Raw genomic sequence first — 22,513 nt, 5'->3', positions numbered from 1 at the left:
ATAAAAAGCCAGCATATTCAATATGCTGGCTTAAATATTAAGCTTGATGAATTAGCTTACTAAGCTTGAATATCAACGCCATCAGCGTCTTATCTTAAATACACTCTAAGCGTTATTTTCAATGCTTGCAGAGATAGTAAGATAACTTGCCGTGATGACTAAGCGTAATGAGTTAGTCGTTATGGCGCTTACCAGAACGCTTCAATCTTTCTGCTGCAAGTTTGGCTTCTTTTATTGCTTCCTTCTCCGCCATGATGCGGGCGACTTCAATCTTCTCAAGCTCGGCCATCGCAGGCGTTTCTAACGAGAGTAAGCCTATTTTTCCTGAGCGGTATTCATGCAGTAATAACTCTGATGCCTTGTGCATATCGATGCGGCCACCGGGACGCAGCGCACCACGTTTACGGCCGATTTCCTCGAGAAGTGCGACATCATCCTTGGGTAATTCACTTAAGTTGTAGCGTTCACAAATCTCTTTTGGATAAGCGGTTAAGAAATACTTGGCGGCGAACAGGGCCACATCTTCATATTCCATCGCGGTATCTTTAATGGCGCCCGTGACGGCAAGGCGATAGCTGCTCGCTTCGTTATCCACTTTGGGCCACAAAATACCCGGAGTATCCGATAGCACGATACCGTTACGTAAATTAATCCGTTGCTGGGTTTTGGTTACCGCAGGTTCGTTACCGGTTTTGGCGATAACACGGCCAGCTAAGGTGTTGATGATGGTGGATTTCCCAACGTTAGGAATACCCATGATCATAGTGCGAATGTCTTTTTCGGTTTTATCGCGACTCGGCACTAGCTTACGGCAGATATCAGGGATCTTTTTCACCATTGCCGCTTGCAGTGTGGTGATCGCGGTGGCTTTTACGCCTTGTTCGCGTTCTAAGTATTCAATCCATTGCGCAGTGATCTCTGGATCGGCCAGATCAGATTTATTGAGTAGTTTGATACAAGGTTTGTCGCCTCGAAGCTGAGCCACCATGGGGTTTTCGCTACTGTAGGGAATACGCGCGTCCAGCACTTCGATAACAAGATCGACCTGAGGCATTGCCTCTTCAATCTCTTTGCGTGCCTTGTGCATATGCCCTGGATACCACTGAATTGCCATGATAACGCCTTGTCCTAAATAACTTAAAGAACGGCTATTCTACCTTGAAGGTGGCGAATGTCATAAAAAAAGCGCCCTAAGGCGCTTTAATCGCTTAATCCTTGACTGTCTTTTGTGATTATCACTTGGATTAATAGGCGGTATTAAGGGTTAAATAACCCCTAGTTCGCGCAATCTTTCCATCAAATAACTGTCGGCGGTATAACGCTCAGACAGCACGACAGCAGGGTTTGGATGCAAAAATAACGGCAAAGAGATCCGTGGTTTGGTTTTATCCGTACCTTCAGGATTGATGACGCGATGTGACGTCGATGGGAAATAACCGCCAGACGCTTCCTGTAGCATGTCACCGATATTGATAATAATGCTGCCAAAATCGCTGGGGACATCTAACCAAGTGCCATCTTTGGCTTTCACTTGTAACCCAGGCTCATTGGCCGCAGGTAACACTGTGATAAGGTTAATATCTTCATGGGCGGCGGCGCGAATGGCGCCCATTTCTTCACTGCCCGTCATCGGTGGGTAATGCAGAATGCGCAACAAGGTTTTTTGGCTGTTGGCGATCATTTCTGGCAATGGCATCGAAAACTTGGCTTTTACGTCTTCGGGTGAGTAGGTTTCAATCCACTCTAAAAGTTCTGAAGCCAGCGCATTGGCTTTGTCGTAATAGGCGAGAATATTGGCACGCAGTGAATCGGGGATCCGGCCCCAAGGATAAACGTGATAGTACTCTTTAATGTCTTTGACTGTGTTGCCTTTGGCGGTTTCAGAAATCGATGCGGGGAAGAAACCGTCGTGGGTTTCTTTTTTGAACATATAGTCGTTTTTAGCTTCTGAATTAAAAAAGGCTTGCCACTCGGTGTAGATGTCTTCAACTAAGCGCTTATCAATCGGATGATTAGATAAAACACCAAAGCCAGTTTCCCTAAGTGATTCAACGAATTGCTGGGCACTGTTTTCAGCGCGGTAATCAATGGTTTCTAATTTCATTGTAGTTTCTACTTGTTATATTTAGTTGTAATTTGACCCGCAGCAAGTGTAGCCGTGCGCTTGAGCGGGTGCAAATACTCCGCGAGGGTGAGTGAGAGCAACTGCTGTATTTTCCGTCATTTATGTTGTCGCTTAATGCGCACTGATTTAAATGCTTAGATTAGGACTGACTTAAGTGGCAAGATTTTAGCCGTTAAACCCGTTAGTATGGGTTATTGGATGTGTTGTGATTAGATTTGTTGTGATTGGGATTGATGTCAGCCGCATTTTGAAGCCGAGTGCAAGATATCTTGCTTGGAGTGGGTCTTATGTTGGCTTTTTATGGAACAGCTGCTTAATCAACTTAATCAAAGAGTATCAAAATAGACAACGACGTGAGTCGAAAGGGCATTAATATGAACAAACTGACCGATTTTGAACGCTATGTTATCGAAGAAAAAGGCACTGAACGCCCATTTAGTGGTGAGTATTATGATCATGATGCCAAGGGTTTGTATTTATGCAAAAAATGCCATGCGCCCTTGTACCGCTCTGAGCATAAATTTAATGCCCATTGTGGCTGGCCAGCTTTCGATGATGAAATCGCCGGCGCTGTAACGCGCCATGTTGACGCCGATGGCCGCAGAACCGAGATTGTCTGTAGCCAATGTGGCGGCCATTTGGGCCATGTTTTTGAAGGTGAGATGTTAACCCCCAATAATATTCGTCACTGTGTTAACTCCGTTTCTATGGTTTTCAAAGGGATGGATGATGCTGTTGAACCAGCATCGAACAGCTTTGCAACTTTTGGCGCCGGGTGTTTTTGGTGCGTCGAGGCGATTTTTAAAAGCCTAAAAGGCGTGGTGAACGTGACTTCTGGCTATGCTGGCGGTGATGCCCATGACGCCGATTATAAATCCGTTTGCTCGGGTCAAACTGGCCATGCAGAGGTGGTGCATATTGAGTTCAACCCAGAGGAAATTGATTTTACAACGCTGTTGCAGGTCTTTTTTGAGAGCCATGATCCGACCACGCTTAACCGTCAAGGCAATGATAAGGGGCCACAATATCGCTCCGTGGTGTTTGCCCATAATGCTGAGCAGATTGAGCAAACCACTGCTATGTTAACTCAATTAACGACGGCCAAGGTTTTTGATGCGCCGATTGTGACTCAAGTGTCAGCGTTTGAGACGTTTTATCCCGCTGAAAATTATCACAATGATTACTTTGCTTTACACGGTGAGCAGCCTTATTGTCAGATGGTTGTGCGCCCTAAAGTCGAAAAAGTGAAAGCCTTGTTTGCACGATTGCAAAAAGCTTAAGCAATTAAGCGCAGGATACTAAATACAAAAACGCCACCGATAAAGGTGGCGTTTTTAATCGGTTTTTTAATGTCCGCAACGGTCGTTACCGAGATAACTATCTACTTTCGGCTAACCATTGGGCGTATTGTTTGGTGTAATAGCTGACAATCAAATCCGCTCCGGCTCGCTTTAAGCCGACAAACGTTTCAGTCACCACAGCACGCTCATCCAACGCACCTGCAAGGGCGGCAAACTTAATGCCCGCATATTCGCCGCCGACTTGATAGGCGGCGAGTGGCAAGTGAGTTTCTTGTCTTAAACGGCTTAACACATCTAAGTAGGGCGTACCGGGTTTAACCATCAGGATATCGGCGCCTTCGGCTTCATCTAATGAGGCTTCTAACAGGGCTTGGCGACCGTTGGCATAATCAAGCTGATATCCCTTGCGGTTACCACTGAGTTCACAATCGACCGCGGCTCTAAAAGGACCGTAGAAGGAAGAGGCGAATTTTGCCGAGTGAGCCAGAATCGCCACATGCTCAAAACCTGCGGCATCGAGCCCTTGGCGAATGGCTTTCACTTGACCGTCCATCATGGTCGATGGCGCTAACATATCAGCGCCAGCTTTGGCGGCAGTCACCGATTGCTTAACTAAATTTTCGACGGTGAGGTCGTTGCAGACTTCATTATTGTGCACTACGCCGCAATGGCCGTGATCTGTATATTCACAAAAACAAATGTCGGGGATCACCATCATCTCAGGCACAGCGGCTTTAATGGTGCGCACCATACGGGCGAGCAAGCCATTGTCGTCCCAGGTATCGCTGCCCTTATCATCCTTAGTGTGGGAAATCCCAAAGGGCATTACATAACGGATCCCGAGGGCGTAAAGTTCGCGCACTTCATCCGCCAGTGCACTCTCTGGTAAACGGCTGATGCCAGGTAGCGTAGAGATAGGCACGGCATGGGTGATGTGCTCTTCTATGAACAGGGGATGGATAAGATCGCTTAACGAAATATGGGTTTCGCGCAGCAGATCACGCATCGCTTCTGAACTACGTAAGCGTCTTAGGCGACGCAATGGAGGCGTGTTTAACATGAAATATCCTTATCGAAGGCGGGTTAGTGCAATCGTACAATAGTAAAGGAATGGCAAGGAATGAATTCAATCCAGACTTGTCTGCTCTGACAAGCAAAGTTGAAAAAGTTTCCCCAAGCGAGCGGTATTCATTAATGAGTTTATCGATCATTGACTTAGATCACATAAATCCATCAAGTCCTGATTTGCTACTGGATATCATGCGGGCGCTATTTTAGCTGACTTGTTTGCTTAGCCCTTTGTTTTCGGGCATTTGATGTTATTATTTGCGTCAGTTTACTCATGGCATATTCGCACAATACCGAAATGGTTAACTTGATGCGAAATCTTGCCCGCTAATCCGGTTTTGAAATGACAATAACACACGAACACTCTGCTTGTATTCTTGCCTTAGACACTTGTACCGAATCCTGCTCAGCTGCGCTGCAATATCAAGGTCAGATTTATGCTGAACTTGCCGATGCGCCGCGTGAACACAGCCAGCGTCTGTTACCTATGGTCGATTCAGTGCTCAAGCAAGCGGGCATTAGCTTAGATAAAGTGGCGGGGATTGCCTATGGTCGAGGTCCTGGCAGTTTCACGGGGATCCGTATCTGCACTAGCATGACCCAAGGTCTAGCGCTGGGGTTAGATTTGCCTGTGATTGGTATTTCAACTCTTGCAGCAATGGCACAAATGGCGATTAGCGTGCATCAAGCCGAGCAAGTGTTGTGTGCCATTGATGCGCGCATGGGTGAAGTGTATTGGGGGCAGTTTGTGGCCGTCGATGGTATAGCGACATTAGTCGGTAAAGAAGTGGTCAGTGCACCTGACAATGTACAACTTCAGCTTGATACTCAAGCGCCCATTGTGGCTTGCGGCACCGGTTTTGATGCTTATCCTGATTTACTGGCACTCGGCAAAGGGATTTTAGCTCTCGACGCCGTGAAATATCCCGATGCAAGGGCTATGCTGATATTGGCTGAAGCAGGCATCAAAGCAGGGCTAATAACCTCGGTCGATGAGCTTGAACCTGTGTATTTACGTGATACAGTTACATGGAAAAAGTTACCCGGTCGTGAATAAGCTGTTCTTTGCCTGAGTATCTGCGATAGAATCTCAGGCAATTACTGCTAAGCATTCTTTACGAGGAATGGCTTAACGATGGATAGTGCAAACTTAAGGCTTCTTGATGCAAGTTAATGTAAATCAAATGAGTTTGACGAATGCCGTAGCGAGTAATAGACCCGCTATCGCTCAGGGGCTAACCGCGCCTGAATCGTCACGCCCAGTGATTGAGCAAGATGCCGTCGAAGCCCTCAGTTTAGAAACACAGCCTAAAGGTAAAAACGCAGCGGGAAATTTACAGTCAAAGCTTGGTGCGCACCTCGAGTATGAACAAGATACGCGTGGTCATCAGGGGGCGATTGCCCAATATTTACAAACCCAACATGCCGCCAAACGCGATGAAATTCAGCAAATGGTTGGCGTGGACTTGTATGCTTGAACAGCAAAAAATACCTTCCGGTTCTACCTCGCCATTTTCCTCATCTAAGTTAACGGGTTTAGCCGCCAGCGGTGTGCCAAGCCGTGGCTTGTTTATCATCGAGCTGGTGGTGGCGTTACTCATCACTCGCATTCCCTATTTAAGCGTGCCGTTTAAATGGCTTGAAAGCTATTTCCACGAATTGTCCCACGGCATTGCGACGATATTAAGTTCGGGCGTGGTCAGCCATATTCAATTGTTTCCTAACGGCGCAGGCTTTTGTTTTAGCCAAGGCGGCTCGCCTATGTTGATTGGCTTTGCTGGGTATTTTGGCGCGGCCTGTTGGGGATATTTAATCTACTTGCTCGCGACTTGGCCAAAGGGGATCCGCGTGAGCTTTGCCTTGCTGGGCGCCTTAGTGGTGCTAAGCGGCTTGCTCTGGGGCCGAGATATCCTCACTTTAGCGATTCTAGCCGTGCTGACTATTATTTTGTTGTTACCGCTTAAACTCAGTCAAAACAAAATGTTGACCCAGTTTTTGCGTATTATCGGCTTGATGATCATGCTTAATGCGCTGGCAAGTCCAACTGTGTTGCTCGGGCTTGATGGCCAAGGTGATGCGGTGATGTTGGCCGAGCGTTCTTGGATCCCCGCGTGGATTTGGGTGGGACTATGGTTATTAACCAGTGCATGCGCTTTGTATTTTGCGTGGCGCCGTGTCGATAACGCTGCGAGTCGTTAATCCTAAAGGTCATTTAGTACCTCAATTGTATTGTGTTTCCTCTAGACGTTTTTCCGCTTTGCGCTGTGTTGGTTAGATAAAGGTGAATTGACTCATCACTTTGAGCTATAACCACTTATGTCGCCTAAAGCTTAGTTTTCCGACTTCTATTCCTTGGATTTTTGGCCATTGGCTGCTAGGTTAAGCCTTCGGTATCCATGGAGAATTACAATGAAAAAAGTCACCTTAGTTGCCAGTCTGCTGCTTGCTGGTTTATGTTCGAGTGTTACCTATGCCGATGAAAGCTTAGATAAAGTCTTAAAAAGCGATTTTCGTCAGGCTAAAAATGCCAGTCGCGACGTTTATCGTCATCCCGCTGAAACCTTAACTTTTTTTGGCATTACCCCAACACAGACTGTGATTGAACTCTGGCCGGGTAATGGCTGGTACAGTGAAATATTAGGGCCTTATCTTGCTAAAGAGGGCCAATATATCGCAGCCAGTTTCGAAACGGCTCCTGCGACAGACACGCCCGGAAATCGTTATCGCGCCAACGCTGGCACTAAGTATGCTGCGTGGATGACGGCCAATAAAGACGTCATGGGCAATGCAAAGATTGTTACCTTCGATCCTCCACAAAAAATGGATTTAGGCGCTGACGGCAGTGCTGATCTGGTATTAACCTTCCGTAATCTTCATAACTGGGCATCGACAGATCAGTTGGAAAACGTGTTTGCCGCATCTTATAAAGTGTTGAAAGACGGCGGTATCTTTGGCGTGGTAGAGCATAGAGCCAACGAAGGAATGAACTTCAGCACTGGCTATATGGACCAAGCGGCTATGGTTGCTCTAGCCAAAAAAGCCGGTTTTACCTTAGTAGAAAGCGCAGAAATCAATGCCAACTCCAAAGATACTAAGGATTACGCCAAAGGTGTTTGGACGCTACCGCCCTCTTTTGCCTTGGGTGATACCGATAAAGAAAAATACCAAGCGATCGGTGAAAGTGATCGTATGACACTCAAATTTGTCAAAAAATCATCTTAATTACCTGACATCAGAGGCATTATGTGGCAATCTCTCGCCCCCAAAAATCAAATCGAATTTGCATTACCTCATATTAAGGTCGCAGGCCGATTATGGGGGGCGAAGGACAAACCTTTACTGCTGGCCTTACATGGCTGGTTAGATAATGCCAACAGTTTTGAACCCTTAGCTGCGCATTTACTCGATTATCAAGTGCTCGCGATTGATTGGCCTGGACATGGCTTTTCGGCGCACAGGCCGGGGCATTATCCGCTGCATTGGATTGATTATTTGTATGATTTGGATGCGCTATTAACGGCATTACCGCAAAAGCCTGTGGCCATGGTGGGGCATTCGCTCGGTGGCATTATTGCCTCTGCATATACGGCGACCTTCCCTGAAAAGGTCAACAAGCTGGTATTGATTGAAGCGTTAAGTCCCTTATCTGAATCGCCAACGCAGGCGAAAGCACGACTAAGGAAAAGCTTCTATCAACACGAGAAGTATTTAACTCAGAAGCATGGGCAGGCAAAAATTTACGACAGCATAGAGACTGCAGTGCGGGCGAGGGCGCATTTAACAGGACTTGCCGAACCTTGGTGTCGGCTATTGCTCGAGCGTAATATGCAGCCCGAAGGTGAGGGCATAGGTTGGCGCAGTGATCCTCGATTGAGATTAGATTCACCCCAAAGGCTAACCTTCGCTCAAGTTGATGCATTAATGCAGGACATCAATATTGAAACCTTATTAGTGTGTGGCAAACAGGGATTTAGTCAGTTGCAGACCGCCATACCTAAGGCGCGAACCTGGTTCAAACACTTGTCTGAACACATAATAGAGGGCGATCACCATGTGCACATGGACAATGCCGAAGGTGTCGCGCGCTTGATCCGCGAATTCGTTAAATAGGGTGCTTTTACTGCCCTAAAAAAGACGCTAGGTTTTTTGTTTTTTTTATGTGATGATGATCAAAATTAAAACGCTCGTATGATTTATGACGAGTCAATCAATAACTATAAAATGTAAGCCGGTATTTTAACTCGGTATTTATCGAGTCTTGACGCTTGTATGGATATTGTTTCCGCAGTTGTGGGGATTTAGGAGAGAGTAGTGGATCAGCCTTGGATTAATCATTTGCCAAAAGATGTGCCTGCTGAAATTAATGTGGAGCAGTACTCATCGCTTGTTGATATGTTCGAAACAGCGGTGGCTAAGTATGAAGACCAACCTGCATTTATCAACATGGGTGCCACGCTAACCTACCGTAAATTGGAAGAACGCAGCCGTGCATTCGCCGCGTATCTACAAAATGAATTAAAGCTTGAAAAGGGTGATCGTGTCGCCCTGATGATGCCAAACCTGCTGCAATACCCGATTGCGCTGTTTGGGGTATTACGTGCCGGTATGGTGGTCGTTAACGTTAACCCGCTATATACCCCGCGCGAACTCAAACATCAGTTGATTGACTCGGGCGCCAAAGCCATCGTTGTCGTGTCAAACTTCGCCCGCACCTTAGAAGAAGTGGTCGAACAAACGCCCGTTGAAAGCGTCATCATTACCCGTTTGGGTGATCAATTAAGCGCACCCAAACGCACCTTAGTGAACTTTGTGGTGAAGTACATTAAGAAGTTAGTGCCAAAATATGATTTACCCCACGCATTATCAATGCGCGACACCTTATCAACCGGTCGTCGCATGCAATACATTAAACCTGACGTCACTAACGACGATTTAGCGTTTTTACAATACACAGGTGGCACCACTGGGGTCTCTAAAGGTGCTATGTTGACCCATGGCAATATTGTCGCCAACGTATTGCAGGCCGATGGTGCTTATTCGCCCGCCTTAAACGATGGCAGCGAGTTTGTGGTAACGGCTTTGCCGCTGTATCACATCTTCGCCTTGACCGTGAATTGCCTGCTGTTTTTGCACAAAGGCAGCCAGAACTTACTCATCACCAATCCTCGCGATATCCCAGGATTTGTGGCTGAGTTGAAAAAGTATCCTTTCACCGCATTAACTGGGGTAAATACCTTATTTAACGCGTTAGTGAACAGTGATGATTTTTCCCAGTTGGACTTCTCGCGCTTAAAACTCTCTATCGGTGGCGGCATGGCGGTACAAAAAGCTGTGGCGGATAAATGGCAATCGATTACTAAAACCCGTTTACTTGAAGGTTATGGTCTGACGGAAGCCTCACCCTTATTAACCTGTTGTCCATATAACTTAGACGGTTATAACGGTTCAATCGGTTTCCCTGCACCTTCGACACTCATTCAAATCCGTAATGATGACGGCAAGGTATTAGCCCAAGGCGAAACTGGCGAGCTGTTTGGTAAAGGCCCGCAAGTGATGAAAGGCTATTGGCAGCGTCCTGAAGAAACCGCCAAAGTGATCGATACCGACGGCTGGTTAGCCACGGGCGATATTGGTTACATGGATGAGAAAGGGTTCTTCTATATTGTCGATCGTAAGAAAGACATGATCTTAGTTTCAGGCTTTAACGTATTCCCTAACGAAGTCGAAGAAGTGGTTGCACTGCATCCTAAAGTGATTGAAGTGGCTGCCGTTGGGGTGCCAAACGACGCCAGTGGTGAGTTAGTGAAGGTATTTGTGGTGGCAAAAGATAAATCTTTAACCGCTGAAGACATCATTAAGCACTGCCGTATTCATTTAACGGGATATAAAGTACCGAAGCTGGTAGAATTTAGGGACGAGTTACCTAAAACCAACGTGGGTAAGATCTTGCGACGAGAGCTTAGAGACGAAGCTAAGCGAGCGTAAGATTGAAGCCGGCATTTGCCGGCTTTTGTTTTTATGGACTGTGATTGACCCACAGGATCTGGAGAAGAATTTGTCAGCGTTTCAATATGTGAGTGATGAAGCAAGCCTTAATGCCCTCGTTGCCCAATATAAACAGAGTAAGATACTCGTGTTAGATACCGAGTTTGTTCGTACTCGTACTTATTATGCCAAGTTAGGTTTGATCCAAGCCTATGATGGTAAAACCTTAGCTTTGATTGATCCTGTGGCTTTACCTGATTTAGCCCAGTTTTGGGCGCTGTTATCGGACCCGAATATCGTTAAGCTAGTGCATTCCTGCAGTGAAGACTTAGAAGTGTTTGCCCACTATGGCAAATGTCAGCCTACGCCTTTGTTTGATAGCCAAATTGCCGCCTCTTTGTGTGGTATGGGCCACGGTGTAGGTTATGCCAAGTTAGTTGAAACTTGCCTGGGTGAAGTGATCGATAAAGGTGAGTCGCGTACAGATTGGATCCGCCGCCCGTTAACGGAAGCCCAGTTAAGCTACGCCGCTAATGACGTCCTTTATTTGTATCAGCTCTATCCTCAACTTGAAGCAAAACTCAGCGCCCAAGGGCGTTTAGCTTGGTTATACGAGGAAGGGGAGAGGATGACTCAGGGCAGGCTTGCCGATCCTGATCTCGATACAGCCTATTTGAAAGTGAAAAATGCTTTCCAATTGACAGAAATTCAATTGGCTTACCTTAAAGTGCTTGCCAAGTGGCGTCTTGAAAAAGCGTTAGTGCGTGATCTCGCCTTAGGTTTTGTGGTCAAAGATCATGGTCTTATCGCATTAGCGAAGAAGCAACCTAAATCCTCGGCTGACTTGTTTAAGCTCAATGATTTGACTGAGCAAGAAAAACGTATTCACGGCAAAGACTTATTACGTGTGCTGCAAACCGCTGATTTAGTCAATTTACCCGAGTTAGTGGATGTGTTGGCGTTGAAGTCGGGTTACAAATCGGCCTTTAAGGCGATTAAAAGCTGTTTAGTTGAGTTGTGCGAACAGCATGATGTGCCACAGGAAATGCTCGGCTCTAAACGTCATATCCATGAGTTTTTGCAATGGCGTTGGGATAAGCAACAAGGGGATTTACCCGCGGTGTTATGCGGATGGCGAGGCGAGATTGCCGCTGAGTCCCTAGCTAAACTTGAGGTCTAAGGCTTTTAATCTAGTATTTAAATCTTGCGCGTGAAGTCTTGTACTTTATGCGCAGTATTTGAAACTTACCGATAGCCGAAAAACAGTCAACAAAAAGCGTCATCTTCTTCAGAAGATGACGCTTTTTGCGTAATCGACTTATCTGTCAGGCAAAGTGACGTTAAGCTCGAGTACCGACAGGTTGGCGTCGTTTTGATCTAACTGCACAGAAACTTGATCATCAGAAATCGGCACATATTTGCGAATAACGGCAATGATCTCTTGTTTCATCTGTGGGAAATAATCGGGAGTGTCCCTTTGTCCACGTTGATGAGCCACAATGATCTGTAGGCGCTCTTTAGCCATTACCGCAGTGCTAGGCTTTTTCTTGCTTTTGAAATAGTCGAGTAAAGACATAATTAGCTACCAAATATCCGTTGTAAGAAACCTTTCTTTTCTTCCGTAATAAAGCGTACTGGGACATCTTCGCCCAGTAAACGTGCAACTGTGTCACTGTAGGCTAAACCTGCATCACTTTCTTGATCGATAATCACAGGCACGCCTGAGTTAGAGGCTTTCAGTACCGATTGTGACTCAGGGATCACGCCGAGTAACTCAATGGCCAGAATTTCTTGAACATCATCAACACTCAACATTTCGCCCGATTTTACACGGCTCGGTGAATAGCGAGTCAGCAGTAAGTATTCTTTGATTGGCTCAAGGTTTAGCTCGGCGCGGCGTGATTTGCTCTGCAGCATCCCTAAAATACGGTCTGAGTCGCGTACTGAACTGACTTCTGGGTTAGTGGTCACAATGGCGATATCGGCAAAATACAGTGCCATCATAGCGCCTTGCTCAATCCCAGCGGGAGAATCACACAGAATAAACTCAAAGTCTTTGGCTAAATCGTCTAGAACACGGCCAACGCCTTCTTTGGTCAGCGCATCTTTATCACGGGTCTGTGAAGCGGGTAAAACGAATAACTTGTCGCAGCGTTTATCTTTGATCAGCGCTTGATTTAAATTGGCTTCACCATTGATCACATTAACGAAGTCATAAACAACACGACGCTCACAACCCATGATCAAGTCTAAATTCCGTAAACCAATATCGAAATCGATAACGACTGTCTTGTGTCCTTGCATGGCAAGACCAGTCGCAATTGCAGCACTCGATGTGGTTTTACCTACGCCGCCTTTACCTGAAGTGACAACAATAATTTGTGCCATGTTTCTCTCTATCCTTTGTTCTGCCATTTAGAGGGGCAATGATTCAACCATAAGTGACTCACCGTTTAGGCGAATGCAGCCACTTTTATCTGAGCTATGTTGTTGTAGATTTTCAGCGAGCCAATATTGCCCTGCTATTGAAACGAGTTCGGCTTCCAGAGAGTGGGCTATGATGACGGCGCTGGTATCGCCCGCCGCGCCTGCCATGGCTTTCCCTCGTAATGCGCCATAGATATGAATGCTACCATCTGCGATGACTTCTGCGCCATTGCCTACCGCACCAAATATGATTAAATCACCATTTTTTGCGTAGACTTGTTGCCCTGAACGAATATTTTGCTTCACTATTTTAGTTTGGCGAGGTGCTGGCGGTGGCGTACTGCTCTGTTTTCCGGCTTTAACTATGGCAAGGCCTAAGTCTTTGGCCTGTTTACTGAGTACGGTTGTCGCGCCCGTTATGCCAACAATCACTAATTGACGTGAGATCAGCAGATCCTTTAACGCACTTAAATTTAAGCTGTCGTGTTGGATCGCACTCAGATTGACAACTAAAGGAGCACCCAGAAAAAACTGTGGGGCTTGTGCCAACTTACTGTCTAATTCAGTCATGACAGTTTGTAAATCGCTGCTATTAATATGAAGCACTGAAAGAGTAAAAGAAGCGCCTTTTAACTCTAAGCTAGGTTTTGACATCCCGGCACTATTCTCCAGAAATCATCAGTCGGTTCGCTGATTTTACAATTAAATTACTAGGCGACCATGTTATAGTGTGCCCCATTGACTGGCAAGTTTGAACTATTGGATATTTGTACTCTTATGCTATGTGCCGTTTATAAAAGTAGCCGAAAGGCTGATACTTATTTATTTGTGAAGAAAAGAGATTGTTTTGACGATGTTCCTGCGCCTTTGATGGAAATGTTCGGCGTGCCAAAACTGGTGATGGTGTTTCCTATCGCTAAACGTGACGCGTTAGGTATGGCAGATATTAAAAAGGTGAGAGCTGCGATGGAAGAAAACGGCTTTTATTTACAAATTCCGCCTCCACAGGTGAATTTATTGGCAGAGCATAAACTCAGTCTTGGGATCAAAGATTAAGCCAATAGCATAACAATAACAGGAAGGTATATGCATCGATACCGTGCTTATCTAACCCAAGCTTATCAAACCAATGCTTTCCCGGTTAAGATTTGTCACTTTGGGCTTTATCTGAATAAGCTTTATCGACTCGCCGCATATATCTTCGCTGCCATCAGGGCATTTGTCTGTTTCATTATTTGGATGAGTGCGTGCAGTTTGCCTGCCATGGCGCAGCAACTAGACGAGAAAATCAGCTTTAGTGATTATTTAATTCAATTAAAGCAAGAAGCTAGTCTCCAAGGCATCAGCCAAACCACCTTAGATATAGCCTTTCCCCAGATCAAACTCTTCAAAAAAGCCCGCGCGACAGACAGTTCCCAAACTGACAAAACTCACAACCTCGATACTTATCTCGCCGACACTGTGCCCGAGTGGAAAGTTGACACCGCCCTTGTGCTGTTTAAAGAGCATGAACAACAACTCAATGCCATCGCCAGCCAATACTCAGTTCAGCCACGCTTCTTAGTTGCGCTCTGGGGGCTTGTTTCAGACTTTGGTGAAGCATCTGGGGATTATCCTGTGCTATCTGTGACTGCTTCACTGGCCTTTGGCGGCGAGCGCGAAGCCTTCTTCAAAAAAGAGTTTGTGGCTGCGCTTCGCATAATGGAAAAAGAACATATGGGTTTTCAAGATCTTAAAAGCCGTTGGAATGGCGCTATGGGGCAAACGCAGCTGATGCCTACGGATTATCTTGCCTACGGGCAGGACGGCGATGGTGACGGAAAGAAAGACATTTGGCACAACACACAAGATGCGTTTGCCTCCGCGGCGTATTTACTACAGCAACTCGGTTGGAATGGCGATGATACTTGGGGGCGACAAGTACAAGTGCCCGCAGCGCTTGATTTGGCACTTGCTGGATTAGATAAACCCCAGTCTTTAGCCCAGTGGCAAAATCTCGGTATTCGCAAGTTTGATCATACCGATTTGCCGTCCCGCGAAGACATCAACGCCTCGCTAATCATGCCCGATGGTGTTACCGGTCGAAAATACCTCGTTTATGGCAATTACCGCGCCTTAATGCACTGGCAGAATACCGATTATTGCGGGATTTCTGTCGCGCATCTGTCCGAGAGAATAAAGTATCCGCCGATAAACTAGTGTAAAATAGCCCGCATTAAGCGGGCTTTTTATTGAGAAGAAACAGTTAATCATGGCATTTTGGCAGAGCAAAACATTAGCGCAGATGAGCACAACCGAGTGGGAATCCCTCTGTGACGGTTGTGGTAAATGTTGTTTAAACAAGTTAATAGATGATGAAACCGAAGACTTGTATTACACCAATGCAGCCTGCCTTTTGCTCGATCATCAAACGGCGGGCTGCCAGCATTACACTGACCGTTTCACCCATGTGCCACAATGTACTGTGATCACGATTGATAATATCCATGAGTTAACTTGGCTGCCTGACAGCTGCGCCTATCGCCGTTTAGCGGCAGGGCGCGAGCTACCGAGCTGGCATCCGCTGCTGACTGGTTCTAAAGAGGCGATGCATTTAGCGGGCATGTCGATCCAAGGCAAAGTGGTCGATGAAAGACGCGTGAAGGATATTGAAGATCATATCGTGCTATGGCCACTTAAAGATGTGGATTAACAGACGTGAATTCATTTTGCCGTAGCGTTATCGATTGAAAATTAACTTATTAATTGAAACGACACTTGTTGATTGGAAAGTGACCGTCAGAATGAAAACAACAAGGGAGCGATTATCGCTCCCTTGTGCATTTTGGGTGTTAAGTGAATTTAAACTTCGTTAAATAACCTTTGGCTAGATTTTTAATCCCACCATCAATTGATCCAGTTGCCCAGCTGTTGCTTGCAGCTCATCACAACCTGAAACCGACTGGTTCGCTGATTGCTCCACATCGTGGGACTGGTTGCGAATTTCCATCAGGTTAGTCGCAATCTCGTTGGCCACTGCCGATTGCTCTTCGGCCGAGGTGGCAATTAGCACACTCATTTCAAACACTTTGTTGCTGTGGTGGGCGATAAACTCTAAGTCTTTACCCGTTTGCAGTACGTGTTGTTTACCTTCATCGGCTTGATTCACAGTACGCGACATCACTTGGGTTAGATTGCGCGTACCCGACTGCAGTGATTCGATCATGGTTTTGATCTCAACCGTCGCGGCCTGAGTGCGGCCCGCTAAGGTACGTACCTCATCGGCGACCACGGCAAAACCACGGCCTTGTTCACCGGCGCGTGCCGCTTCAATCGCTGCGTTGAGGGCGAGTAGGTTGGTTTGCTGGGAAATCGCATTAATAGTTGATACCACTTCATCAATTTTACTGGCGTTGTCATTGAGAACGCCCACCGCATTTGAGGCCGCGGAGATTTCATCCGATAACACGTCAATAGCTTTGACTGTGGTTTCAATATCTTTCCCGCCCGCGCTAACCTGTTGATTGGCTTCTTGGGTTTCAGCTGAGGATTGTTCGGCATTGCGGGCAACTTCTTTCACTGCGGCAGTCATTTCTTCCATTGCCGTCGCTAAGGAGTCCAGATGTTGTCTCTGGTTTACCGCCAAGGATTGACCTTGCTGCGCTGTGCTACGAAACGAGGAGACTACCTCACGGATTTTTGTTGTCGATTCTGCGATTTGCTTTACTAAGGTATGTTGACGTTCAACTAAGGTATCTATGCTGATGGCTAAGATACTGAACTCATCTTTGACTTCGAAGAAGTTTAAACGCCCAGTTAAATCGCCCGATGCGGCCCGTTTTAATGCCATCACTGTGGTATAAAGTGCGCCGCCCACGAAGGTCGAAATGTAGTAGCTAAATAAAAACAACACAAATAGAAGCGCCGCCATCAGGCCGTAAACCAGCAGGTTATCTTTGGCGAGCAGGGCATCAATTTCTTTGCTGTCTAAGGGAATAATCGTGATCAGGTTTTGATCGTTAACGCCACTCACAGCTCTAGGTAGCTTACCGCTATTATCAATACCGCCACCGCTGCGAGCGATGGATTGCGCTTTACTGTCGGCCTCATTCACCGAAATAATGCTGACATTGCCTTTGATGTCGCGGCTTAACTGGCTAAGGATAGCTTGGCGTTCTTGCTCTGGGAGTTTGTTATATAAGGTGCCCGTGACTTGGTTGATTTGTTGTGAAGCATTTTGCAGACCGTTGAGTTGTCCTTGGACTAAGGTTTGCTGGGATTGGTTATCAAGAAAAATCGCCAGTCCAACAATCATTAGCATAGGAACGATAGAGAGAATTGCGAATTTAGTTTTTAAGGTCATATGGATAAGATATTGATCTATCCAGCGAAACTTTACTTCTTTCATGAGTGCCTCGATAAAATGGGCTGTGAACCGAATGTATATCGGTTAGTTTGCCATAGACTTTATAGTTTTCTGTTTTGTAAAAGCTTATATCGTTAATGTAGTCTAATTGCAGTCGTTATTGTGTTATTTGCTGCAATTTTGGCAGGGTACGGGTGTGAGTTTACAGTTTAGTTACAAATGCTGCTAGTGGCTGAACGCGGAACTTGTTTCGGTCAGAATCGAGGTTTAGATTTCACCTTGAGCAAAACTCAGGCTCTGAACTGGGGTAACACATGAATTTGCATGATAAAAACCCCCAATAAGCCCTAGTAATATGCCGCTCGCTCGCGTAAAATTTCTATCCTTTTATTTCGTTATAGCTAGCAAAGCGTCTGGCATTAACGCCCGATAACCTGAGCACCCAAATAGCCTGAAAGTTTGGCGCCCATAGCACTTGTTTATCAAGCGCGACTATGCAGTGGAAGAGAAAATGCAGCAGTTAACTGAGATCGTAGAACAAGCCTTAGTCATTATTGACCAGGCCAGTGATCTAAAAGCACTGGATGATATCCGTGTCGATTACCTGGGTAAGAAAGGTAAAATCACCGACATGATGAAAATGATGGGTAGCTTAAGCCCTGAAGAAAAGCCAGCCTTTGGCCAAGCGGTCAATGATGCTAAACAGGCGATTCAACAAAAATTAACTGAGCGCATCGATGGTCTGAAGAGTTCGGAACTGGAAGCCAAATTAATCGCTGAAAAGATTGATGTGACTTTGCCAGGCCGTACCCAAGAGATCGGTGGCTTACATCCAGTGACGCGTACCATTGAACGTATCGAAACCTTTTTCGGGGAATTAGGGTTCTCGGTAAAGCAAGGGCCTGAAATTGAAGATGATTTCCACAATTTCGATGCGCTGAATATCTCTGAACACCACCCTGCGCGTGCTGATCATGATACCTTTTATTTCAATCCTAAACTGATGCTGCGTACCCAAACGTCGGGCGTGCAAATCCGTACTATGGAAACTGAAAAGCCACCCTTACGCATTATTTCACCGGGTCGTGTTTATCGTAACGATTACGACCAAACGCACACGCCAATGTTCCACCAAGTGGAAGGTTTGCTCGTGGATGAACATGTTAACTTTGCCGAATTGAAGGGCATTTTGCATGACTTCCTGCGTAACTTCTTCGAAGAAGATCTGCAAGTGCGTTTCCGTCCATCTTACTTCCCATTCACTGAACCTTCAGCGGAAGTGGACGTGATGGGCAAAAATGGTAAATGGCTAGAAGTGCTTGGCTGCGGTATGGTACATCCGAATGTGCTGCGCAGCGTTGGCATAGATCCAGAAAAATACTCTGGTTTTGCTTTTGGTATGGGTGTCGAGCGCTTAACTATGTTGCGTTACGGCGTAAACGATTTACGTGCGTTTTTCGAAAACGACCTACGTTTCCTGAAGCAATTTAAATAACGGAGCTGTAATAGCATGAAATTTAGCGAATCTTGGCTTCGTGAATGGGTAAACCCTTCAGTCAGCCGTGAAGCATTATCCCACCAGATCACTATGGCCGGTCTCGAAGTCGATGACGTTGAAGCCGTAGCTGCCGATTTTAGCGGTGTAGTGATTGGTGAAGTGGTTGAGTGTGGTCAGCATCCCGATGCCGATAAACTGCGCGTGACCAAAATCAACGTTGGTGGTAGTGAACTTATCGATATCGTCTGCGGTGCACCAAACTGCCGTCAGGGTCTTAAAGTGGCCGTGGCTATGGTTGGCGCCGTATTACCTGGCGATTTCAAAATCAAGAAAGCCAAGCTGCGTGGCATGCCATCAGAAGGCATGTTGTGCTCGTACAGCGAGCTTGGCATTAACGTCGAAAGCGATGGCATTATCGAATTGCCATTGGACACGCCATTAGGCACTGACATCCGCGACTATCTGCAACTTAATGATGCCGTTATCGATGTGGATTTAACGGCTAACCGTGCCGATTGCTTAGGTATGGCAGGTCTTGCCCGTGAAGTGGGCGTGTTAAACCGCCAAACAGTGGTTGAGCCACAGTGGCAAGCCGTTACGCCAACGACAGATGCACAGGTCACGATTAACGTTAACGCGCCTGCAGCGTGTCCACGTTACTTAGGCCGTGTGGTTAAAAACGTCAATGTTAAAGCGCCTACGCCATTATGGATGCAGGAAAAACTGCGTCGAAGCGGTATTCGCTCTATCGATCCTATCGTAGACATCACTAACTTTGTGTTGATTGAATTCGGTCAACCTATGCACGCTTTCGATCTGGCCAAATTAACGGGCGATATCCAAGTGCGTTTAGGCACTGGCGAAGAGAAAATCACCCTGCTTGATGGCAGCGAAGTGACCATCCCAAGCGATACCTTAGTGATCGCCGATGATTTGCGTCCATTAGCCCTTGCTGGTGTGTTTGGCGGCGAATACTCAGGCGTGAGCGACACGACCCAAGACATACTGCTTGAATGTGCCTTCTTCGCGCCGCTTGCCATTATGGGTAAGTCACGTCGTTTAGGTTTGCACACAGATTCATCACACCGCTTTGAGCGTGGTGTTGACCCTGAGATGCAACACAAGGTTATCGACCGTGCTACCCGTTTAGTACTGGATATCTGTGGTGGTGAAGCTGGCCCTGTAGTTGAGGCTAAATCAGAGGCTGATTTACCCAAACCTGCACAAATCGTTTTACGTCGTAGCAAGTTAGATCGAATTTTAGGCCACCATGTACCAGACACAGATGTGGTCGAAATTCTACAACGTCTCGGCTTCAGTGTGGTTGTGGGCCAAGATAGTTGGCAGGTCACTACCGCGACTTATCGTTTTGATATGGCGATTGAAGAAGATTTGATCGAAGAAGTGGCCCGTATTTACGGTTATAACAATATCCCGAATACGGCGCCTGTTGCTGCGCTGCGTATGTCAGATCATAAAGAATCTGACTTAAGCCTAAAACGCGTGCGTGCCTTATTGGTCGCTCGTGGTTTCCAAGAAGCGGTAACCTACAGCTTTGTCGATCCAAAACTGCAAAATCTGGTTCATCCTGGTTTAGACGCTATGGTGTTACCAAACCCAATTTCCAGTGAAATGTCGGCCATGCGCCTGTCAATGTTCACCGGTTTATTGGCCGCCGTTGGCTACAACCAAAGTCGTCAACAGAGTCGCGTGAGACTTTTTGAAACTGGCCTGCGCTTTGTTCCTGATATCAATGCAGAATCCGGTGTAAGACAGCAAGCAATGCTCGCTTGTGTCATTACTGGGCTCCAAAATGATGAACATTGGGCTATGGAATCGAAAACTGTTGATTTTTTCGACCTTAAAGGTGATTTAGAAGCAATTATCGGCTTGACAGTTTCCGCATCAGAATTTAGCTTTAGAGGAGCGACGCATTCTGCTCTCCATCCGGGGCAATGTGCTGAAATATTGAGAAATGATCGAGTGATCGGTCATATAGGTGCAATCCATCCTAGTTTGGAGAAGCCTTTTGGACTCAATGGTAAAACCATCGTTTTTGAGTTGGAATTGGATGCTTTATTGCATACCAGTTTGCCGCTAGCCCAAGCTGTATCTAAGTTTCCAGCTAATCGTCGTGACATCGCAGTCGTAGTAGATGAGAGTGTATCTGCAGGTGATGTAATGAAATTGATAAGAAAAGTTGGCGAAAATCAGTTGGTTGGCATAAACTTGTTCGATGTATACTTAGGTAAAGGTGTTGAACCCGGCAAGAAGAGCCTGGCGATAGCACTTACATTACAAGACACTACTCGTACGCTTGAGGAAAAAGAGATTGCTGAGACCGTTGGTTCAGTCGTTTCTGCCCTTAAGTCCGAGTTCAACGCATCGTTGAGGGATTAAAGTATGGCACTTACCAAAGCCGAAATGGCAGAACATCTTTTTGAAACACTCGGAATGAACAAACGTGTCGCCAAAGAGATGGTTGAGTCGTTCTTTGAAGAGATTCGGGGCGCACTTGAAAGTGGTGAGCAGGTCAAGTTATCTGGCTTTGGCAACTTTGACCTTAGGGACAAGAATCAAAGACCGGGAAGGAACCCAAAAACAGGCGAAGATATTCCAATTTCTGCTCGTCGTGTCGTGACTTTCCGTCCCGGCCAAAAGCTGAAAACTCGTGTAGAAGCAGCAAACACGGGTAAGTAATTTCGTTTGTTTGATGGGAAAGCCACTCCTTAGAGAGTGGCTTTCCTGTTTATTTTTTCGTGCAATATCTCCATTGTTTTTATCCACTGTCTGAGGTGAATTCTTTGTCAAGACAGCCCAAACATTTTGACCGTCGTTTTAAACTCGCCTTATTACACCCTAGATACTGGGCCACTTGGTTAGTGATTGGTCTATTAGTAATTTTCGGACTCATGGCCGCATGGCTGCGTGATCCTATTGCAAGATTATTGGCAAAAATAGTGATGCCAATTGCCAAAAAGCCCATTAGCGTTGCGAGAGCCAATTTAAAGGCGTGCTTTCCTGAACAATCTGCCGCCGAGATTGAAGTGTTAATCCGCGAGAACGTACAAAACTTCGTTTTGGTCTTGTTAGCTCAGGGCGAATTGCTGGTGCGCTCAAAAGCGCATTTACGTCGTCGAGTTAATTTAATCGGCTTTGAGCATGTGACTAAAGCGCAGGCTGCAGGGCAACCGATCATTTTTATCATGCCCCATGTGTGGCCAATCGATTATGCTGGTTTACGCCTTAACCTTGAGTTGCCTATGGTGACTATGGCCAAAGCCCATAAAAATGGCTTATTCAATTGGTTTAGTAATCGTGTGCGCAGCAGCTGTGGTGGCCATGTGTATATGCGCGAGGCGGGCATTAGGGCACTATTGGCTGAGCTTAAGCGCGGTAACAGTTTCTTTTATCTCCCCGATGAAGACTTAGGTCCTGAACAAAGCGTGTTTGCACCTTTTTTAGGCACAGTGAAAGCAACGCTGCCTGTCGTTGGGCGTTTAGCGCAGGCGGGGAATGCCCAAGTGTTGCCAGTAAAGATTGGCTACAACCAAGCTACACGTCAGTTTGATCTTACTGTGATGACGGCCGTTGCGCCTGAAGAAATGGTAGGCAAAGAAAACGAGGCGTTGGCACTGAACAAAGTGGTCGAGCAAGTTATCTTAGCTTATCCAGAGCAGTATATGTGGTTTCTGCGGGTGCTCAAAACGCGCCCAGAGGGTGAAGCTTCTATCTACAGCTGATGTAGCGTGACTGAAAATAGT

At 46.3% G+C, this 22,513-nt stretch carries 22 protein-coding genes; 15 read left to right on the top strand and 7 right to left on the bottom strand.

Annotated elements, in window-relative coordinates:
* Positions 1 to 172: 172 nt before the first annotated feature.
* Both ylqF and K5Q99_RS03005 read right to left on the bottom strand, forming a co-directional pair.
* Positions 173 to 1,114, bottom strand: coding sequence for a ribosome biogenesis GTPase YlqF (ylqF, locus tag K5Q99_RS03010; RefSeq protein ID WP_220592779.1), 942 nt, complete (start codon positions 1,112 to 1,114; stop codon positions 173 to 175).
* 150 nt (positions 1,115 to 1,264) lie between these two features.
* Positions 1,265 to 2,104 carry an isopenicillin N synthase family dioxygenase gene (locus K5Q99_RS03005; protein WP_106650318.1) on the bottom strand — a complete coding sequence of 280 codons (840 nt, stop codon included), beginning with the start codon at positions 2,102 to 2,104 and terminating at the stop codon, positions 1,265 to 1,267.
* A 395-nt stretch (positions 2,105 to 2,499) separates the two neighbouring features.
* Here K5Q99_RS03005 and K5Q99_RS03000 point away from each other — a divergent pair, with 395 nt between their 5' ends.
* The gene (locus K5Q99_RS03000) at positions 2,500 to 3,405 is read left to right on the top strand and encodes a bifunctional methionine sulfoxide reductase B/A protein (protein ID WP_220776003.1); all 906 of its coding nucleotides are present in this window, start codon (positions 2,500 to 2,502) and stop codon (positions 3,403 to 3,405) included.
* A 97-nt stretch (positions 3,406 to 3,502) separates the two neighbouring features.
* Here K5Q99_RS03000 and hemB read toward each other — a convergent pair whose 3' ends face one another.
* On the bottom strand, positions 3,503 to 4,486 hold the full coding sequence (gene hemB / locus K5Q99_RS02995) for a porphobilinogen synthase (RefSeq protein WP_220776002.1): 984 nt from the start codon (positions 4,484 to 4,486) through the stop codon (positions 3,503 to 3,505).
* 351 nt (positions 4,487 to 4,837) lie between these two features.
* On the opposite strand from hemB, the gene tsaB reads away from it, so the two are divergent.
* From tsaB to rnd, 7 genes are all read left to right on the top strand, one after another.
* Positions 4,838 to 5,551: a tRNA (adenosine(37)-N6)-threonylcarbamoyltransferase complex dimerization subunit type 1 TsaB gene (gene tsaB / locus K5Q99_RS02990; protein ID WP_220776001.1), complete on the top strand. Its 714-nt coding sequence runs from the start codon at positions 4,838 to 4,840 to the stop codon at positions 5,549 to 5,551.
* 106 nt (positions 5,552 to 5,657) lie between these two features.
* Positions 5,658 to 5,972, top strand: a complete 315-nt coding sequence (locus K5Q99_RS02985) for a hypothetical protein (RefSeq protein WP_107947193.1) — start codon at positions 5,658 to 5,660, stop codon at positions 5,970 to 5,972.
* Positions 5,965 to 6,693: a M50 family metallopeptidase gene (locus tag K5Q99_RS02980; RefSeq protein WP_220776000.1), complete on the top strand. Its 729-nt coding sequence runs from the start codon at positions 5,965 to 5,967 to the stop codon at positions 6,691 to 6,693. The genes K5Q99_RS02985 and K5Q99_RS02980 overlap by 8 nt, the downstream gene beginning before the upstream one ends.
* A 210-nt stretch (positions 6,694 to 6,903) precedes the next feature.
* A complete protein-coding gene (locus tag K5Q99_RS02975; RefSeq protein ID WP_107947195.1) occupies positions 6,904 to 7,716 on the top strand; it encodes a class I SAM-dependent methyltransferase in 813 nt (270 codons plus the stop codon).
* Positions 7,717 to 7,737: 21 nt separating this feature from the next.
* On the top strand, positions 7,738 to 8,604 hold the full coding sequence (locus K5Q99_RS02970) for an alpha/beta fold hydrolase (protein ID WP_220775999.1): 867 nt from the start codon (positions 7,738 to 7,740) through the stop codon (positions 8,602 to 8,604).
* 201 nt (positions 8,605 to 8,805) lie between these two features.
* Positions 8,806 to 10,479 carry a long-chain-fatty-acid--CoA ligase FadD gene (gene fadD / locus K5Q99_RS02965; RefSeq protein WP_106650325.1) on the top strand — a complete coding sequence of 558 codons (1,674 nt, stop codon included), beginning with the start codon at positions 8,806 to 8,808 and terminating at the stop codon, positions 10,477 to 10,479.
* A gap of 70 nt (positions 10,480 to 10,549) precedes the next feature.
* Positions 10,550 to 11,659, top strand: a complete 1,110-nt coding sequence (gene rnd, locus K5Q99_RS02960) for a ribonuclease D (RefSeq protein ID WP_115334811.1) — start codon at positions 10,550 to 10,552, stop codon at positions 11,657 to 11,659.
* A 138-nt stretch (positions 11,660 to 11,797) separates the two neighbouring features.
* Here the strand turns inward: rnd and minE are convergent, their stop codons facing one another.
* From minE to minC, 3 genes are read right to left on the bottom strand one after another with little or no spacing between them, the layout of a single operon-like run.
* Positions 11,798 to 12,055 carry a cell division topological specificity factor MinE gene (gene minE / locus K5Q99_RS02955; RefSeq protein ID WP_028760193.1) on the bottom strand — a complete coding sequence of 86 codons (258 nt, stop codon included), beginning with the start codon at positions 12,053 to 12,055 and terminating at the stop codon, positions 11,798 to 11,800.
* 2 nt (positions 12,056 to 12,057) lie between these two features.
* Positions 12,058 to 12,867: a septum site-determining protein MinD gene (minD, locus tag K5Q99_RS02950; RefSeq protein ID WP_006086391.1), complete on the bottom strand. Its 810-nt coding sequence runs from the start codon at positions 12,865 to 12,867 to the stop codon at positions 12,058 to 12,060.
* 27 nt (positions 12,868 to 12,894) lie between these two features.
* Positions 12,895 to 13,560, bottom strand: a complete 666-nt coding sequence (gene minC, locus K5Q99_RS02945; RefSeq protein WP_220775998.1) for a septum site-determining protein MinC — start codon at positions 13,558 to 13,560, stop codon at positions 12,895 to 12,897.
* Positions 13,561 to 13,683: 123 nt separating this feature from the next.
* Between minC and K5Q99_RS02940 the strand changes: the two genes are divergently transcribed.
* The 3 genes from K5Q99_RS02940 to K5Q99_RS02930 are packed head-to-tail and all read left to right on the top strand — an operon-like array spanning position 13,684 to position 15,598.
* Positions 13,684 to 13,962, top strand: coding sequence for a YcgL domain-containing protein (locus K5Q99_RS02940; RefSeq protein WP_106650328.1), 279 nt, complete (start codon positions 13,684 to 13,686; stop codon positions 13,960 to 13,962).
* Positions 13,963 to 13,992: 30 nt separating this feature from the next.
* Positions 13,993 to 15,105, top strand: a complete 1,113-nt coding sequence (locus tag K5Q99_RS02935; RefSeq protein ID WP_220775997.1) for a lytic murein transglycosylase — start codon at positions 13,993 to 13,995, stop codon at positions 15,103 to 15,105.
* 52 nt (positions 15,106 to 15,157) lie between these two features.
* Positions 15,158 to 15,598 (top strand): YcgN family cysteine cluster protein, encoded by a 441-nt coding sequence (locus K5Q99_RS02930; protein WP_107947205.1) that lies wholly within the window; start codon positions 15,158 to 15,160, stop codon positions 15,596 to 15,598.
* Positions 15,599 to 15,772: 174 nt separating this feature from the next.
* Here the strand turns inward: K5Q99_RS02930 and K5Q99_RS02925 are convergent, their stop codons facing one another.
* A complete protein-coding gene (locus K5Q99_RS02925; RefSeq protein ID WP_220775996.1) occupies positions 15,773 to 17,293 on the bottom strand; it encodes a methyl-accepting chemotaxis protein in 1,521 nt (506 codons plus the stop codon).
* A gap of 469 nt (positions 17,294 to 17,762) precedes the next feature.
* On the opposite strand from K5Q99_RS02925, the gene pheS reads away from it, so the two are divergent.
* The 4 genes from pheS (at position 17,763) to lpxM (ending at position 22,492) form a co-directional block, all read left to right on the top strand.
* Positions 17,763 to 18,746, top strand: coding sequence for a phenylalanine--tRNA ligase subunit alpha (pheS, locus tag K5Q99_RS02920; RefSeq protein WP_006081368.1), 984 nt, complete (start codon positions 17,763 to 17,765; stop codon positions 18,744 to 18,746).
* 15 nt (positions 18,747 to 18,761) lie between these two features.
* Positions 18,762 to 21,149 (top strand): phenylalanine--tRNA ligase subunit beta, encoded by a 2,388-nt coding sequence (gene pheT / locus K5Q99_RS02915; protein ID WP_220775995.1) that lies wholly within the window; start codon positions 18,762 to 18,764, stop codon positions 21,147 to 21,149.
* A 3-nt stretch (positions 21,150 to 21,152) separates the two neighbouring features.
* A complete protein-coding gene (gene ihfA / locus K5Q99_RS02910) occupies positions 21,153 to 21,449 on the top strand; it encodes an integration host factor subunit alpha (protein WP_006081370.1) in 297 nt (98 codons plus the stop codon).
* Between the two features lie 104 nt (positions 21,450 to 21,553).
* Positions 21,554 to 22,492, top strand: a complete 939-nt coding sequence (gene lpxM / locus K5Q99_RS02905; protein ID WP_220775994.1) for a lauroyl-Kdo(2)-lipid IV(A) myristoyltransferase — start codon at positions 21,554 to 21,556, stop codon at positions 22,490 to 22,492.
* Positions 22,493 to 22,513: the final 21 nt, after the last annotated feature.

It is taken from the genome of Shewanella hafniensis, from assembly GCF_019655335.1.
Taxonomy (GTDB): Bacteria; Pseudomonadota; Gammaproteobacteria; order Enterobacterales; family Shewanellaceae; genus Shewanella; species Shewanella hafniensis.
The sequence above is the reverse complement of the archived record's forward strand: the minus strand, read 5'-3'. Positions and strand labels throughout refer to the sequence as shown.

Bases quoted from the DNA above. Each gene is read 5' to 3' on its own strand.
- pheT (WP_220775995.1), top strand. From the start codon at position 18,762: ATGAAATTTAGCGAATCTTGGCTTCGTGAATGGGTAAACCCTTCAGTC.
- K5Q99_RS02980 (WP_220776000.1), top strand. From the start codon at position 5,965: ATGCTTGAACAGCAAAAAATACCTTCCGGTTCTACCTCGCCATTTTCC.
- K5Q99_RS02925 (WP_220775996.1), bottom strand. From the start codon at position 17,293: ATGAAAGAAGTAAAGTTTCGCTGGATAGATCAATATCTTATCCATATG.
- K5Q99_RS02940 (WP_106650328.1), top strand. From the start codon at position 13,684: ATGCTATGTGCCGTTTATAAAAGTAGCCGAAAGGCTGATACTTATTTA.
- pheS (WP_006081368.1), top strand. From the start codon at position 17,763: ATGCAGCAGTTAACTGAGATCGTAGAACAAGCCTTAGTCATTATTGAC.
- hemB (WP_220776002.1), bottom strand. From the start codon at position 4,486: ATGTTAAACACGCCTCCATTGCGTCGCCTAAGACGCTTACGTAGTTCA.
- tsaB (WP_220776001.1), top strand. From the start codon at position 4,838: ATGACAATAACACACGAACACTCTGCTTGTATTCTTGCCTTAGACACT.
- minD (WP_006086391.1), bottom strand. From the start codon at position 12,867: ATGGCACAAATTATTGTTGTCACTTCAGGTAAAGGCGGCGTAGGTAAA.
- K5Q99_RS02985 (WP_107947193.1), top strand. From the start codon at position 5,658: ATGCAAGTTAATGTAAATCAAATGAGTTTGACGAATGCCGTAGCGAGT.
- K5Q99_RS02975 (WP_107947195.1), top strand. From the start codon at position 6,904: ATGAAAAAAGTCACCTTAGTTGCCAGTCTGCTGCTTGCTGGTTTATGT.
- minC (WP_220775998.1), bottom strand. From the start codon at position 13,560: ATGTCAAAACCTAGCTTAGAGTTAAAAGGCGCTTCTTTTACTCTTTCA.
- K5Q99_RS03000 (WP_220776003.1), top strand. From the start codon at position 2,500: ATGAACAAACTGACCGATTTTGAACGCTATGTTATCGAAGAAAAAGGC.
- K5Q99_RS02935 (WP_220775997.1), top strand. From the start codon at position 13,993: ATGCATCGATACCGTGCTTATCTAACCCAAGCTTATCAAACCAATGCT.
- ihfA (WP_006081370.1), top strand. From the start codon at position 21,153: ATGGCACTTACCAAAGCCGAAATGGCAGAACATCTTTTTGAAACACTC.
- K5Q99_RS02930 (WP_107947205.1), top strand. From the start codon at position 15,158: ATGGCATTTTGGCAGAGCAAAACATTAGCGCAGATGAGCACAACCGAG.
- K5Q99_RS03005 (WP_106650318.1), bottom strand. From the start codon at position 2,104: ATGAAATTAGAAACCATTGATTACCGCGCTGAAAACAGTGCCCAGCAA.
- ylqF (WP_220592779.1), bottom strand. From the start codon at position 1,114: ATGGCAATTCAGTGGTATCCAGGGCATATGCACAAGGCACGCAAAGAG.
- minE (WP_028760193.1), bottom strand. From the start codon at position 12,055: ATGTCTTTACTCGACTATTTCAAAAGCAAGAAAAAGCCTAGCACTGCG.
- K5Q99_RS02970 (WP_220775999.1), top strand. From the start codon at position 7,738: ATGTGGCAATCTCTCGCCCCCAAAAATCAAATCGAATTTGCATTACCT.